The sequence below is a fragment of the Streptomyces sp. NPDC086549 genome, from assembly GCF_044746205.1.
Lineage (GTDB): Bacteria > Actinomycetota > Actinomycetes > Streptomycetales > Streptomycetaceae > Streptomyces.
In genome coordinates this window covers 932,115-947,360 of the sequence record NZ_JBIVBS010000001.1, presented here as the reverse complement: position 1 = coordinate 947,360, position 15,246 = coordinate 932,115, and the positions used below count along the sequence as shown (strand labels likewise).

The 15,246-nt window shown below is 67.0% G+C and carries 11 protein-coding genes; 8 read left to right on the top strand and 3 right to left on the bottom strand.

Annotated elements, in window-relative coordinates:
* Nucleotides 1–102: 102 nt before the first annotated feature.
* From mrdA to ACIPSA_RS04295, 4 genes are all read left to right on the top strand, one after another.
* On the top strand, nt 103–2,352 hold the full coding sequence (gene mrdA, locus ACIPSA_RS04310; RefSeq protein WP_402628551.1) for a penicillin-binding protein 2: 2,250 nt from the start codon (nt 103–105) through the stop codon (nt 2,350–2,352).
* Nucleotides 2,349–3,548, top strand: coding sequence for a rod shape-determining protein RodA (gene rodA, locus ACIPSA_RS04305; RefSeq protein ID WP_402628549.1), 1,200 nt, complete (start codon nt 2,349–2,351; stop codon nt 3,546–3,548). The genes mrdA and rodA overlap by 4 nt, the downstream gene beginning before the upstream one ends.
* A gap of 230 nt (nt 3,549–3,778) precedes the next feature.
* Entirely contained in the window at nt 3,779–5,290 is a 1,512-nt protein-coding gene (locus ACIPSA_RS04300) for a CHAD domain-containing protein (protein WP_402628547.1), read from the top strand.
* A 107-nt stretch (nt 5,291–5,397) separates the two neighbouring features.
* A complete protein-coding gene (locus ACIPSA_RS04295; RefSeq protein ID WP_402628545.1) occupies nt 5,398–7,377 on the top strand; it encodes a TIGR03960 family B12-binding radical SAM protein in 1,980 nt (659 codons plus the stop codon).
* A gap of 415 nt (nt 7,378–7,792) precedes the next feature.
* On the opposite strand, the gene ACIPSA_RS04290 is transcribed toward ACIPSA_RS04295, so the two are convergent.
* A complete protein-coding gene (locus ACIPSA_RS04290; protein WP_402628544.1) occupies nt 7,793–8,263 on the bottom strand; it encodes a VOC family protein in 471 nt (156 codons plus the stop codon).
* A gap of 832 nt (nt 8,264–9,095) precedes the next feature.
* Here ACIPSA_RS04290 and ACIPSA_RS04285 point away from each other — a divergent pair.
* From ACIPSA_RS04285 to ACIPSA_RS04275, 3 genes are all read left to right on the top strand, one after another.
* Nucleotides 9,096–9,974: a hypothetical protein gene (locus ACIPSA_RS04285; protein WP_402628542.1), complete on the top strand. Its 879-nt coding sequence runs from the start codon at nt 9,096–9,098 to the stop codon at nt 9,972–9,974.
* A 463-nt stretch (nt 9,975–10,437) separates the two neighbouring features.
* The gene (locus ACIPSA_RS04280) at nt 10,438–10,692 is read left to right on the top strand and encodes a hypothetical protein (RefSeq protein WP_402628540.1); all 255 of its coding nucleotides are present in this window, start codon (nt 10,438–10,440) and stop codon (nt 10,690–10,692) included.
* Between the two features lie 192 nt (nt 10,693–10,884).
* On the top strand, nt 10,885–12,201 hold the full coding sequence (locus tag ACIPSA_RS04275) for a hypothetical protein (protein WP_402628538.1): 1,317 nt from the start codon (nt 10,885–10,887) through the stop codon (nt 12,199–12,201).
* A gap of 241 nt (nt 12,202–12,442) precedes the next feature.
* Here the strand turns inward: ACIPSA_RS04275 and ACIPSA_RS04270 are convergent, their stop codons facing one another.
* Complete coding sequence (locus ACIPSA_RS04270) at nt 12,443–13,309, bottom strand: hypothetical protein (protein WP_402628536.1); 867 nt, start codon at nt 13,307–13,309, stop codon at nt 12,443–12,445.
* Between the two features lie 165 nt (nt 13,310–13,474).
* A complete protein-coding gene (locus tag ACIPSA_RS04265) occupies nt 13,475–13,915 on the bottom strand; it encodes a hypothetical protein (RefSeq protein ID WP_402628534.1) in 441 nt (146 codons plus the stop codon).
* A 421-nt stretch (nt 13,916–14,336) separates the two neighbouring features.
* On the opposite strand from ACIPSA_RS04265, the gene ACIPSA_RS04260 reads away from it, so the two are divergent.
* Entirely contained in the window at nt 14,337–15,164 is an 828-nt protein-coding gene (locus tag ACIPSA_RS04260; protein WP_402628532.1) for a ZIP family metal transporter, read from the top strand.
* The last annotated feature ends 82 nt before the right edge of the window (nt 15,165–15,246 follow it).

Below are 15,246 nucleotides of genomic sequence, written 5' to 3'. Positions count from 1 at the left end.
TTCGTCGTATATGAGTCGTACATGTCGCACTCGTCGCACTCGTCGCACTCGTCGCACTCGTCGTACACGTCGCACACGCACTGAAAGGGGGAGGCAGCCGCAGTGACCAACATTCCCGAGACCGGACGGACCCCACGCGTCCAGATCCGGCTCGTCGTGATCCAGATCCTCGTCCTCTCCCTGCTCGGCACCCTCGGCGGCCGCCTGTGGTACCTGCAGATCCGCGAGGGCGCGGAGTACCAGAAGGAGGCGTCCGGCAACCACGTCCAGCAGGTCGTCCAGCCCGCCGTACGCGGCTCGATCCTGGACGCGCGCGGTGTCCCGATCGCCGACAACGAGACCCGTCTCGTCGTCTCCGCCTCCCGTACCGACCTGCTGAAGCAGAAGGACGACGGCGAGGCCGTCCTGACGAAGCTCGCCGGGGTCCTCGGCATGAAGCCCAAGGAGGTCATGCAGAAGGTCCGGCTGTGCGACGCCAAGACCCCGCAGCCGTGCTGGAACGGCTCCCCGTACCAGCCGATCCCGATCACCGACGAGGCCACCGCCAAGCAGGCCCTGCAGATCCGCGAGCGCTCCGAGGACTTCCCCGGCATCACCGCCGAGCCGGAGGCCGTGCGCCGCTACCCGGGCCCCGGCAAGTCCAACTCCGCCCAGGTCCTCGGCTACCTCTCCCCGGTCACCGACGACGAGATCCAGCAGGCCAAGGACAGCGAATCGCCCTACCTGCGCTCCGACCAGGTCGGCCGCAGCGGGCTTGAGCGCGAGTACGACAAGGAACTGCGCGGCAAGGCCGGCGTCACCCGCTACGAGGTCGACAACCTCGGCCGTGTCATCGGCAAGGCCGAGGCGGATGCCGCCGAGCCCGGTTCCAACCTGGTCACCAGCATCGACTCCCGTGTCCAGCGGGTCGCCGAGTACGAGCTGGACCACGCCATGAAGGTCGCCCGCCAGCAGTTCGACAAGAACACCGGCGAGAACTACAAGGCCGACTCCGGCGCCGTCGTCGTGATGGAGGCCAAGACCGGCCGTATCGTCGCGCTGGCGTCCGCGCCGACGTACGACCCGAACGTCTGGGTCGGCGGCATCTCGGCCAAGGACTACAAGGCACTCACCGGCAAGAACTCCGACTACCCGCTGCTGAACAGGGCCATACAGGGTCAGGCGGCGCCCGGTTCGACGTTCAAGGTGGTCTCCACGGCCGCCGCGGTCCAGGCCGGCTACGTGTGGGACGGCGGCTACCCCTGCACCAGCTCGTACTCCGTCGGCGGCCAGGTCTTCAAGAACTTCGAGGGGGAGAACTTCGGCCCGATCTCGCTCGGCCGCGCCCTGGAAGTCTCCTGCGACACCGTCTTCTACGGCCTCGCCGACCGGGAGTGGAAGAAGGACGGCGGCATCAACCCGAAGAAGGGCGAGCCCAAGGACTGGTTCTTCAAGACCGCCCACCAGTTCGGCCTCGGCAAGGAGACGGGCATCGACCTGCCCAACGAGGTCACCGGCCGCGTCCCCGACCGCCAGTGGAAGCTGAACTACTGGAAGGCCAACAAGGACGCCTGGTGCAAGAGCGGCAAGAAGAACGGCTCGTACGTCGAGAGGATCGCGTACGAGAACTGCCTCGAAGGCAACAAGATGCGCGAGGGTGACGAGATCAACTACTCCATCGGCCAGGGCGACACCCTCGTCACGCCGATCCAGGAGGCCGTGATGTACGGCGCCGTCGCCAACGGCGGCACCATGTACCAGCCGACCATCGGCAAGGCGATCATCAGCGCCGACGGCAAGTCCGTCCACGAGATCAAGCCGAAGAAGGCCGGGAAGCTGCCGGTCACCCAGGCGACCCTCAAGGGCATGAACGAGGCCTTCGCGGGCGTCATCACCCGCGGTACCGCCGCGTGGAAGTTCGGCGGCTGGCCTCAGGACAAGATCGCGCTGCACGGCAAGACCGGTACCGCCGAGGTCTACGGCAAGCAGACCACGTCCTGGCTCGCCACCTACTCCAAGGACTACACGGTCATCATGACCATCGCCCAGGCCGGTACGGGTTCCGGCGCCTCCGGTGAGGCCGTGCGCAACATCTACAGTGCGATGTACGGCGTCCAGTCGGACGGCTCCATCGACAAGAAGAAGGCGCTGCTGCCCACGCCGGAGAAGAACCTGCCGAAGGTCCGCACCGACGGCACCATCAAGTCCCCGAAGGTCTCGGACGACCCGGCCAAGGACATCCAGGCCACCCCGTCGGGATCTCCCTCCCCGGACGCGTCGCAGCCCGCGGCGACCACGGCCTCGCCCGGGACCGGCAACCGCAACACCCGCAGGCGGCCTCGTAGGAGGGGAAGCCGGAGGATGCTCACATGACCGGCGTGAACAGCTTCTCCGTCTCCGGGTACGGCCCCGGGCGCGCGGGCTGGACCCGCGTCTTCGCCCGCGACTCGCTGGCCCGCCGCCTGGACTGGCCGATGCTGCTGGCGGCCCTCGCCCTGTCCCTGCTCGGCTCGCTGCTGGTGTTCTCCGCGACCCGCAACCGCACCGAGATCAACCAGGGCGACCAGTACTACTTCCTGATCCGGCATCTCATGAACACCGGCATCGGGCTCGGCCTGATGATCGGCACGGTCTGGCTCGGTCACCGCACCCTGCGCACCGCCGTGCCGATTCTCTACGGCCTCTCGGTGTTCGGGATCCTGCTGGTGCTCACGCCGCTCGGCTCGACGGTCAACGGCGCGCACTCGTGGATCGTGCTCGGCGGCGGTTTCTCGCTCCAGCCCTCGGAGTTCGTCAAGATCACGATCATCCTGGGGATGGCGATGATACTGGCGGCCCGGGTCGACGCCGGCGACAAGAAGTACCCCGACCACCGCACGGTCCTCCAGGCCCTGGCCCTGGCCTCGGTCCCGATCCTGATCGTGCTGCTCATGCCCGACCTCGGCTCGGTCATGGTCATGGTGATCATCATCCTGGGCGTGCTGCTCGCCTCCGGCGCCTCCAACCGCTGGGTCTTCGGCCTGCTCGGCACGGGGGCGCTCGGAGCGATCGCCGTCTGGCAGCTGCACATCCTGGACGAGTACCAGATCAACCGCTTCGCGGCCTTCGCCAACCCGGACCTCGACCCCGCGGGCGTCGGCTACAACACCAACCAGGCCCGCATCGCGATCGGCTCCGGCGGCCTGACCGGCGCGGGTCTCTTCCACGGCTCGCAGACCACCGGCCAGTTCGTCCCCGAACAGCAGACGGACTTCGTCTTCACGGTCGCGGGGGAGGAGCTGGGCTTCGTCGGCGCCGGCCTGATAATCCTCCTCCTGGGCGTCGTCCTGTGGCGCGCCTGCCGCATCGCCCGTGAGACGACCGAGCTGTACGGCACGATCGTGGCCGCCGGAATCGTCTCCTGGTTCGCCTTCCAGGCCTTCGAGAACATCGGCATGACCCTCGGCATCATGCCGGTCACCGGCCTGCCGCTCCCGTTCGTCTCGTACGGAGGCTCGTCGATGTTCGCGGTGTGGGTGGCGGTGGGGCTGCTCCAGTCGATCAGGGTGCAGCGGCCGATGTCGGCGTAGGGGAGGCCGTGCTCCCCGACGGCTACCGGGGCGTCGATCCCGTACCACCGGTTCGAGCACGCTGAGATCTTCCTGGACCCCCGGTCGGCGGAAGGCGGCCGCTTTCCCGGCGGCCCCGCCCTCCGGGAGCCCGTAACCTCCTGATTCGCTTTCCTGTTCACGGGAGTTTTCCTGCCATTCACGTTGGTGGTGCACTGCCATCCGGGCCCGCAGACCACTAGATTCGGTGCATGGCGGATGCGAAACGCGAGATCGAGCGCAAGTACGAATCCGACGACAGTGGCCTGCCCGACCTGACCCGCGTCGGCGGGGTCGCGGACGTCCTGGACAAGGGCGTCGTGGAGCTGGACGCCACCTACTACGACACGGCCGACGAACGCCTGGCCGCCTCCTCCGTCACCCTGCGCCGCCGCACCGGCGGCACCGACGCCGGGTGGCACCTGAAGTTCCCGGTCTCCACCGGCGTCCGCGACGAGATCCAGGCGCCGCTCTCCGACGCCCTCCCGGACGAGCTCGCCGCTCTGGTGCGCTCCCGCGTCCGCGACGCCGAACTGATCCCCGTCGTCCGGCTCCGTTCCGCCCGCGACCTGCGCCACCTCGTCGACACCGAGGGCAAGCTGCTCGCCGAGGCCAGCGTCGACGCGGTACGGGCCGAGCGGCTCACCGAGGGCGGCGGCACCGCCCAGTGGACCGAGATCGAGGTCGAGCTCGCGGAGAGCGTGGACCCGGACCTCCTCGACAAGGTGGAGAAACGATTGCGCAAGGCGGGCGTACGACCGTCGAAGGCGCCGTCGAAGCTGGCCAGGGCACTGGCCGAGACCGCACCCTCCGGAAAGAAGGCCCGCGGCGGGCCGAAGAAGCCGAAGGCACCGGTCAGCGCCGGTGACCACATCCTCGCCTACGTCCGTGACCAGCGGGACGCGATCGTCGAGCTCGACCCGGCCGTACGACGGGACGTCGAGGACTCCGTGCACAGGATGCGGGTCGCCACCCGCCGGATGCGCAGTACCTTCCGCTCCTTCCGCAAGGTCCTCGACCGCACCGTCACCGACCCGATCGGCGCGGATCTGAAGTGGCTGGCGGGCGAGCTGGGTCTCGACCGCGACCGGGAGGTGCTCACCGAGCGCCTGACGGCCGCCCTCGACGCGCTGCCCGGCGAACTGGTCACCGGCCCCGTCCACGAGCGGCTCCACCTCTGGGCGAGCGCCAGCCACGGCGGAGCGCGCAGCCGTCTCATCGGCGTCCTGGACTCCCAGCGGTACCTGACCCTGCTCGGCACCCTGGACGCCCTGGTCGCCGACCCGCCGCTGCTGGAGGCGGCCGCCGGCAAGCCGGAGAAGGTGATCGCCAAGGCCGTACGGAAGGGCTTCGCGACGGTCGCCGACCTGGTCGAGCAGGGCATGAACCAGCCGCCCGGACACGACCGCGACCTCGCCCTGCACGAGGCCCGGAAGAAGGCCAAGCTGGCCCGCTACGCGGCCGAGGCCGCCACCCCCGCCCTCGGTGACCCGGCCGCCGCCCTGACCAAGGACATGAAGACCCTGCAGACCCTGCTCGGCGACCACCAGGACAGCGTCATGGCCCGCCAGACCCTGCGCGAGCTGTCCGCCGTGGCACACGCGGCGGGAGAGAGCGCCTTCACGTACGGGCTGCTGTACGGGCGCGAGGAACAGCAGGCGGCGGCCGACGAGGCCGAGCTGCCGGGAGTCTGGGCGGAGATCAGGTCCGGCACGTCCGTCTGAGCGTCCAGGGCGTCCAGGGCGTCCTGAGCCTCCAGGGCGTCCGGGGGAGGTCCGCGAGCGGGTTACGCTTGATGGTCACCCCTGTCAGCTCACGAAGGTTCGTTGAGATGCCTGCCGAATCCGCCGAGGCCGCCGAGTCTGTTTTCCCGCAGCTCGAAGCTCTGCTCCCGCATGTGCAGAAGCCGATCCAGTACGTCGGCGGAGAGCTCAACTCCACGGTCAAGCCGTGGGAGTCCAGCGACGTCCGCTGGGCGCTCATGTACCCGGACGCGTACGAGGTCGGCCTGCCCAACCAGGGCGTCATGATCCTCTACGAGGTACTGAACGAGCAGGAGGGCGTCCTCGCCGAGCGCACCTACAGCGTCTGGCCGGACCTGGAGGCGCTGATGCGGGAGCACGGCGTCCCCCAGTTCACGGTGGACAGCCACCGCCCGGTGAAGGCCTTCGACGTGTTCGGCCTGTCCTTCTCCACGGAGCTGGGCTACACGAACATGCTCACGGCCCTGGACCTGGCCGGCATCCCCCTGGAGTCCAAGGACCGCACGGTCGACGACCCGATCGTCCTCGCGGGCGGCCACGCGGCCTTCAACCCCGAGCCGATCGCCGACTTCATCGACGCGGCGGTCATCGGTGACGGCGAGCAGGCCGTGCTCGACATGACGAAGATCATCCGTGAGTGGAAGGCGGAGGGCCGCCCCGGCGGCCGCGAGGAGGTTCTCTTCCGCCTGGCGCGCACCGGTGGCGTCTACATCCCCGCGTTCTACGACGTCGAGTACCTCGCCGACGGCCGTATCGCCCGCGTGGTCCCCAACAAGTCGGGTGTCCCGTGGCGCGTGTCCAAGCACACGGTCATGGACCTGGACGAGTGGCCCTACCCCAAGCAGCCCCTCGTCCCCCTGGCCGAGACGGTCCACGAGCGCATGTCGGTGGAGATCTTCCGCGGCTGCACCCGCGGCTGCCGCTTCTGCCAGGCGGGCATGATCACCCGCCCGGTGCGCGAGCGCTCCATCACGGGCATCGGCGAGATGGTCGACAAGGGCCTGAAGGCGACGGGCTTCGAGGAGGTCGGCCTCCTGTCCCTGTCCTCCGCGGACCACTCGGAGATCGGCGACATCGCCAAGGGCCTCGCGGACCGCTACGAGGAAGACAAGATCGGTCTTTCCCTCCCCTCCACCCGCGTGGACGCCTTCAACGTCGACCTGGCGAACGAGCTGACCCGCAACGGCCGCCGCTCCGGCCTCACCTTCGCCCCCGAGGGCGGCTCCGAGCGCATGCGCAAGGTCATCAACAAGATGGTCTCGGAAGAGGACCTCATCCGTACGGTCTCCACGGCCTACGGCAACGGCTGGCGCCAGGTGAAGCTGTACTTCATGTGCGGCCTGCCGACGGAGACCGACGACGACGTCCTCCAGATCGCCGACATGGCGACGAAGGTCATCGCCAAGGGCCGCGAGGTCTCCCGATCGAACGACATCCGCTGCACGGTCTCGATCGGCGGCTTCGTCCCGAAGCCCCACACCCCCTTCCAGTGGGCGCCCCAGCTCTCCGCCGAGGAGACTGACGCCCGCCTGGAGAAGCTCCGCGACAAGATCCGCGGCGACAAGAAGTACGGCCGCTCGATCGGCTTCCGCTACCACGACGGCAAGCCCGGCATCGTCGAGGGCCTGCTCTCGCGCGGTGACCGCCGCATCGGCGCGGTCATCCGCGCGGTCTACGACGACGGCGGCCGCTTCGACGGCTGGCGCGAGCACTTCTCCTACGACCGCTGGATGGCCTGCGCCGACAAGGCCCTGGCCCCCTTCGGCGTGGACGTCGACTGGTACACCACCCGCGAGCGCACCTACGAGGAGGTCCTCCCCTGGGACCACCTGGACTCGGGCCTGGACAAGGACTGGCTCTGGGAGGACTGGCAGGACTCCCTCGACGAGACCGAGGTCGAGGACTGCCGGTGGACTCCGTGCTTCGACTGCGGTGTCTGCCCGCAGATGGACACTCATATTCAAATCGGCCCGACCGGCGTGAAGTTGCTGCCTCTGACGGTCAAGAACGCTGGTCCGACGCCGGCTTCGAGTGGTCACGCGCACTGAGGTGAGCGAGGCACTCGATCGGGTGTTTGAGGCGCTGGCGGGGGCGAGCGAGGAGGAGGCGGCTGCGGCTCTGACTGCGGTCGTCGCCTCGCCCCTCGCCCGTCGGCGCCGCTGGCGTCCTCTCGGACGCCCCTGCCGGGTCCTGGCAGTGCCCTGCACATCGTCTCCGAGGTGGAGTGGATCTGAAGGCTCGTTCCAGGCTTGTGCGAGACCGTGTGGCCTTTGAGCCCCTTCCCATCTGGGAGGGGCTCTCGGCGTGGTGGCGTTCGAGCCCGTGAATCTGGCGCTGTGAGGCCCTCGACGGAGCCGAACCTCAACTTTCTCCAAGAGGCAGGCACACAGTGCATGAGGTCGGAACCGTCGTGGCTGGGGCGGTCGGCCGCAGGGCGACGGCGCATGTGCGGAACGCGGTGGGTCAGGCCGGTGTGTCGGCGTCCTGCGTGGAGGCCGCGAACGCCTCGGGACCCTGCTCCGCCGCCGCCGGGTCCATCCACATGACCTGCCAGCCGTGGCCGTCGAGGTCGAAGAAGCTGCGTGAGTACATGAAGCCGTAGTCCTCGGCGTCATCTGCCTTGGAGCCGCCCGCCGCGAGCGCAGCGGCGCTGACCGTATCGACCTCGTCGCGGGACGACACGCTGAAGCAGTACAGCGCCAGCGTGTGCGTGGTGGGATCGGCCATCGGCAGCTTCGCGAACTCCGCGAACTTCTCGCGGCTGAGCAGCATGACGAAGGCGTGCTCGCCGACCAGCATGCAGGCGGCGGTCTCGTCGGTGAACTTCGGGTTGAAGCTGAACCCGAGCTTGGCGAAGAACGCCTTGCTGAGCTCGAGGTCCGCTACGGGGATGTTCACGAACAGCATGCGGCCGGGGTGTGCGGGATTCGTCATGGTGGGTCTCCAGTTGGTGGCTCGATGGCGTACGTCCTGGTAGACCGGCCCAGCCGGCGGAACTCATCGGTGGATCCCGGCCAGGTCGCAGTCGCAGCGTTGATCAAGTCCACAGCCGCAGTTCAGAGACCCGGCCCTGCACTTCTTCGGTTCCTGGTGGAGGTGGCCCGCCCGTCGACTCACGTGCCGTGCCCATGCGTGTTCTTGCCCGGCCGGGACCTTGCCCGTTGCGTCCGCGCAACCGGCACCGGGCAGTACCCGCTCGCCGTCTGAAGGCTTTGACCAGGGTCTGGGCGTGAGTGTGGGTGACCAGCTGCCCAGCCATGGACACACAGATTCAGATGGGGCCGACAGAGAAGAAGCTCCTGCCTCTGACCGTGGTGAACAAGTAGCTGGTTGAGCCCTGTGTGGCAGGAGTCCTCTGGCAGGGGCGTTCTGGGACGCCCCTGCCCCGTTGTGCCGCTTCCGCAATCACCCACTCGCCGGTCGTCAGGTGGACGCTTCGACTGGACCTCGCCTCGCTTGCGCACTCCAGGCCGGCTGTTCGGCGTCACTCTCCGGTGAGTGGCTGAGTCAGTCCGGCACCGTGTCGCAATTTTTTCCGGCCGGCCGCCCTGCAGGACACCGAAGGCAAAGACCGTCTCTGCATCGACGTACGTGTCGAACGGGCCATCGTCATTGTCCGTATGAGGGGACCAGAGGAAAGGCGGACCCGCCTCGCCGCACAACAAGGGCGTGGCATGCCTATGACAGTCCGAGCCGCCTGTTCCACGCGATGTTCCGGGCCGAGGAAGCGGGGCATCGCGGTACCGAGCGATGGGGAGCCGAGAGCATGGAACAGCCGGAAGTGATGACCGACCTGGATGTCGCCAGCGCCGACAAGTACGTCATGAAGAAGCTGCCAGAGGTCACCCTGGCCTTCTGGATCATGAAGATCGCTGCGACGACCCTTGGCGAGACGGCCGGTGACCTCTTCTCCCAGACTCTCAAACTGGGCTACTTCCTGACGACGATCGCCCTGTTCCTGGTCTTCGTGGTCACGCTCGTCGTCCAGCTCAACTCCAAGCGGTACAACCCTCTCTTCTACTGGACCGTCATCCTGTCCACCAGCATGGCGGGCACCACGATGTCCGACTTCATGAACCGAGACGCCAGCGAAAAGTACCTCTCCAACGGGGCCACCTCGCTGGGCTGGGGACCGCAGGGCCTGGGACTGGGTTACCCGGTCGGCGCCGCTATCCTGACCTCGATCCTGGTTGTGATCTTCGCGGTCTGGAAGTTCACCGGGATGACCTTCGTCATCCGGGACATCACGACGTTCCGCGGTGAGGCCCTCTTCTGGTCGGCGATTCTCGTCTCCAACACGCTGGGCACGTCCATGGGGGACTTTCTGTCCGACAGTTCCGGGCTCGGCTACCTGGGTGGCGCACTCCTGGTCTCAGGACTGCTGGCGGTGCTCCTCCTCCTGATGCGGGTACCGGCCGTTCCCAACGTCCTGCTGTTCTGGATCGCATTCGTGCTCACCCGTCCGCTCGGTGCCACCGCGGGTGACTTCCTGACCAAGCCCATCGCCAAGGGCGGTCTCGACCTCGGCACGGGGGGCTCGTCCGCCGTGCTCCTCGCGGTCCTCCTCGGTCTCACGTGCTATGCCCACATGCAGGAGCGCAGGAACGCCGTCCCGGGTGGCAGGGTCGTGGCCCAAAACTCCTGAAACGGGTGTGAACCCGGCGCGGGGGCGGGTCAGCCTTCCGTGCGGGGTTCGGCACCAGCACGCGGCCCACAACGGCCGCGGGTCACAGTGGATGTGGTCCTGTTGGTCTGTGCCCGCAGATGGACACTCATATTCAAATCGGCCCGTCCGGCGTGAAGTTGCTGCCTCTGACGGTCAAGAACGCCGGTCCGACGCCGGCTTCGAGTGGTCACGCGCACTGAGGTGAGCGAGGCACTCGATCGGGTGATTGAGGCCCAGGTGGGGGTGAGCGGGGACGAGGTGGCCGCCGCGCTGGTTGCGGTCGGCGCTTCTGACCCTCGCCCGTCTGTACCGGCAGCGTCCTCCCGGACGCCGTTGCCGGGGCCTGGAGGCGCTGCGGGGATTGTCTTCGAGGTGGAGTGGCTCTGAGGCCAGATCCACTCTTCCATGCGATTGAGTGACCAGTTGAGCCCCCCTGTTCTGCGTGACTGACGCCCTGCTCGCCGGGGCCGTGCGCGAGCACTGGCACGTCGAGGCCCATCACCACGTCCGGGACACCACCCTTGCCAAGGACGCCTCGAAGATCCGCACCGGGAACACGCCTCGCGCGATGGCCATTCTCCGCAACCTCGCGATCGCCCTGGCCCGCCCCACCGGCTGGACCAACGCCGCCCACGCCACCGACTACCGCAAGCCGCACCCCGACCACGCACTCGACCTAATCCAGCCCGGCAGATGAGAACGCAGGCGCCCTGGGGTACGTCCGGAGTCTCCGAGCACGATATCTACTGAACGGAAATGTCGGACGGGGCCGCTCGATACAACTTTCGCGCAGGCTGGGTGGGCCGACCGGCGGAATGCGGATAGTGACCGCTTGGATCACGTCGGAGCATAATGATCGGATTCCGGTGTATCGCCAGGAGGTGATCATGTGACGAATTCCTTAGGGCCCAACTCGGGGTCCCGCGCCGGCTCGCATGTGATGGTGAGACGGGGCCTGACGAAATCCAAATGCTCGCGGGCGGAAATGGCAGGGGTTGTGCTGCTTCTGCTTCTGACGGCGCTGCTGGTGGGCTGGTGCGGCTTCAAGGACTTCAAGGGTGCTCTGACTTTCCCGGGTTGCGTCACCGGAGCGGCTCTCGTGCTGGCAGCCCTCATCATGGTCGTGGGTGTTGCCGCTGTCGTGGACTGTTGGATCCGAGGGCCGGTTTCCAACTTTGGAGTGGTCGCGCTGATCGGCACCGGCGTGGCGTTGTTGACGAACGCCTTGCTCGCGTTTCAGACATGGAGTGACGGCGAGAGAGTCGGCTACAAGGTACTGTCCATTGTGCTCGGCGTGGGTTCGCTATTGGCCGTCATCCAGGTGTGGCGAAGACTGGATGAGATCCCCACTCCGAAGCGGGTGGCTGCGGCACTCATTGTCTCCACGATCGTGGCGGTCGCCAATTTCAGCTACCAGTACCTCTTTCAGCCGTACCGGCGCGAGGTCGCCCCTCTCGTGCAGATGGACGTGGGTAAGGCGGTGCTCAATGCGGACCGCAAGGCGTTCTCCGTGCCGGTCGACATCAAGCTCGTGAACCACAGCGATGTGAGTTTCTATGTGCTGGGCGCCGAGTTCCATGCCATGGGAGAGGACGTGACGGTGAGCTCGACGGACCTGGCCCGCTCGAAGTGGCGGGAGGGTGCCGAGCAATGGGCCAGATACCGGGAGAAGCACCCGCTCACCCGCAGGGAGGTCTACCAGCCCGGCAAGCTGGTGTCGGCGCAGCCGTGGATTCCCGCCGGACACTGGGTCGAGGCGGAGGACGAGTCGCTCACGCGAACCGTTGTTCAGCTTCCCATCGACACGCATTTCGACAAGCTGACGTTCTACGCCACCCTGAGCTTGGCGCGTAAAGACCGGCTCGTTATGGGGAGTTTCGGAGGGCCTCGTTACTCCTGGCGGGGCGCCGATCTGCCCTATTGGGTGAAGGCGGGGCAGAAAGAGAACGACACCATCGTCCAAACGGCCGATGTGACAGAAAACAATGCGATCGATTTTTATACGAGAAAAAAGCGCCGCGTCACTACCTATTGGCGCTTTGGGTCACATGGTGTAGACGTCGCGCCGGTGATCGCGCCGGTGGGTGAGGAAGATCGTACATTCTCCGAACAGACAAACCGCGAGGTGCGGAACCGCTACGGTCTGGTCGACGTCTTGGCGGGCCCGGTCGAACAGACGCTGGGCGAGATCAAGAGCCGGCGCTGACCGGCGGCATGATGTGGTCCGGCAACGTACAACCACGGTGCTGGTGCTTGGTTCCTTCCGACGGAGATCAAGCGGCGACTGGGACTGTCCAGGAGTACGGCATCGAGGTGGAGTAGCCCCGCTGGTGTCGAGAGTATTGCTGGCCATGCCCGCAGATGGACACCCGTATTCAAAGCGTCTGGGCCGCAGTGGGGCTGACCACCGACACTGCGAGCAAGCGGCCGGCTGATTGATTGACTGACTACACAAGCTCGGCGGATATCTTCCACAGTCCTTCGAAGAACTCCGCACTGTCCCTGACGAAGCGCTTTGACTCGTCGTTTCCGTTTCTGGAGTTCCAGCCGTGAATGCTGGTCAGCGGACCTTTCGGGTTCAGTAGAGTGCGGGTCGGGTCGTGGATGGGGAAGCCTGACGTCCAGGCCACGTCATAGAACCCGGCGAAAGCCATGTCCTCGTTGAAGATGTAGAGCTTGAAGACCGGAATTCCGGGATAGGTTCGAAACTCGACGGTGACATCAATCCCGGCTTCCCGTAGTCGCAGCGCAAGCCCGGCCATGTGATGGGAATAATCCCTGGTTCTGCGGGTTTGGTATTCGCGAAATTCGGGATCGTCGGACGTTGAGCCGTCCTGGTGGAGCGTACAGGGGAGCCCGACGGGTCCCGACAGGTCGGGAACCAGGATCCGGACCGTGACCGAACGGGTGCGCCCCGGGGTGGTGAGGACATCCAGCAGAAGGCGTTGCAGGTGCAGGAAGAGGGTCTCTCCCGTATAGCCGATGAAGCGAATGTTCACCGTGCGAGCGGTGAAGGCTTCATCGATGTAGGGGCCCAAGGAGTGCGGATTGGTGACCGGCGGTGCGTTGCGGCCATTCGGTGGTACGTCCGCCAGGTCTTTCAGGGCGCCGTACAGGATGTAGGCGACCCCACTGAGCAGTGACCCGCCAAGAAAGATCCTTCCCTCGAGAAGGTCACCCACCGGTTTGACGAACTGCGCCAAGATGCCGAGCGCAACGATGCCCAACAGCACGCACCGCGTGACGACCGGCTCCACGCGCGACCGGAAAACACGTACACGCGCGCGAATCCGCTGAGCAGATGAATCCGCCATGACGCCCCCCCACGTCATCCGACCCGCAGGACGTCCGCCGCATGCCGAAGTGGGCGTGCCCTGCACTCATGGCGATGTGTGACCGCATCGTCACTGTGGGTCTTCCGTGGGCCATCATGCTACGCGCAAGGTGCGTTGCCGCGGGGGGATTTGTCCTCGGACGCTCTAACGCCCCGGCGCGGTTCGCGCGCTGTCTGCTGTCACCGACGGCTTCGGGACGGCTTGGGGCATCGGCCTCTCTCCCATCCAGGCGAGAAAAGCGAGGACGAACAGCCCCTCGACAATCAAGGACAGGGGGCCGTACGGCGGCTCCCAGCCGGGTTCGTAGTAGCCGCCCGGCAGGCCGACGGTGCGCGACAGCAGAAAACCGACGATCATGCCGAGGCTGACGATGACCCCGGTCAGCCACGCGACCATCGGGCGCTTCAAGGTCACCAGCCCCACCGCCACCGCCAACATGACGACACTGCCCACGGCGAACAGCACGCCGATGTAGAACCTCTCCTCAAGGTGATCGGGGACAAGGAGACCGTGCAGCACCGCATTGCCCACGGCGCAGCAGGCCGCCAGTCCCGGGGTGGCGTCGGTGGCAGCGGCGGAGTTCATGGTGACTCCAGTTGTTCTTGTGGATGGAGAAGTCCGGTCGAGGCGGGCAGTCGGCCCGGAGCGCCTGATTGACGGCGCAGACCGGCTCCGGGGCCTCGGCCGCCGTGCTCGGCCTGCGCTTCGCACCGAGACCATCGGCCGCCTTCTCGCGCGTCACCGGCCGCTGCTCAGTCGGATGAGCTCGAACCCTCGGCGGCGCACGGCGTCGCCGAGGGTGGCCACGTTGGCGTTGGCCACCGAGGTGTATCGCCTCCGTGAAGTGATACGAACGCGACGCTCGATGGGATTGCATCCGCGCCACGGACAGGAACACGTAATGACTTTCCCAAGCTTCGCTCAAGCCGAGCTTCGCAGCTTGTTAGGCAAGCCTTGCCTGCCTTACGTTCTGGGCGCTTCCTGTGCACGTCAGACCGGAGTTCCCATGTCCAGCAGCAGCATCGCCCTGCTCGGAGCCATCGCAGGCTTCACCATCTACCTCGGCCTCCCCCTCGGTCGCCTCCGCACCCCCACGCCCCGGCTCAGGGCCGGTCTGAACGCCGTTGCCATCGGCATCCTGATCTTCCTCGTCTGGGACGTACTGACCCACGCCTGGGAGCCCATCGACGAGGCGCTCGGCAAGCACACCTGGGGAACGGTGGCGTCCGGGGGCTTCACCCTGGTCGCAGGCCTGACCATCGGACTCGCCGGGCTTGTCCACTACGACGGCTGGATCGCCCGCCGTCGCGAAGCCGCCGATCGGACCACGGGCCCCGGCGCCGCCGCCACCGCCGAACTGGCACAGAAGCCCCGCAGCCAGGCGGGCTCGCTCGCGCTGATGATCGCCACCGGCATCGGCCTGCACAACTTCGCCGAGGGCCTGGCCATCGGCAATTCCGCCGCCCAGGGCGAACTCTCCCTGGCCCTCCTGCTGATCATCGGCTTCGGCCTGCACAACGCCACCGAGGGCTTCGGCATCGTCGCCCCGCTGGCCGCCGAGGGCGAACGCCCGTCCTGGCTCACCCTGCTCCGGCTCGGCCTGATCGGCGGCGGCCCCACCTTTCTCGGCACCCTCGTCGGCCAGCACGTGGTCAACGACACCCTGTCGATCGCCTTCCTCGGCCTCGCCGCGGGCTCGATCCTCTACGTCGTCATCGAGCTGCTGGCCGTCGCCCGCAGGACCGGCCTCAAGACCCTCACCACCTGGTGCATCCTCCTCGGTCTCCTGCTCGGCTTCGCCACCGACGCCATCGTCACGGCCGCAGGCGCCTGAGCGTCTCTGATCAGCTGAGCGAACCTGTGCGGACCGTAGGGTCCGGTGTGGGTTCTGCCCATCCGGGCGGGGAAGCGTGCAC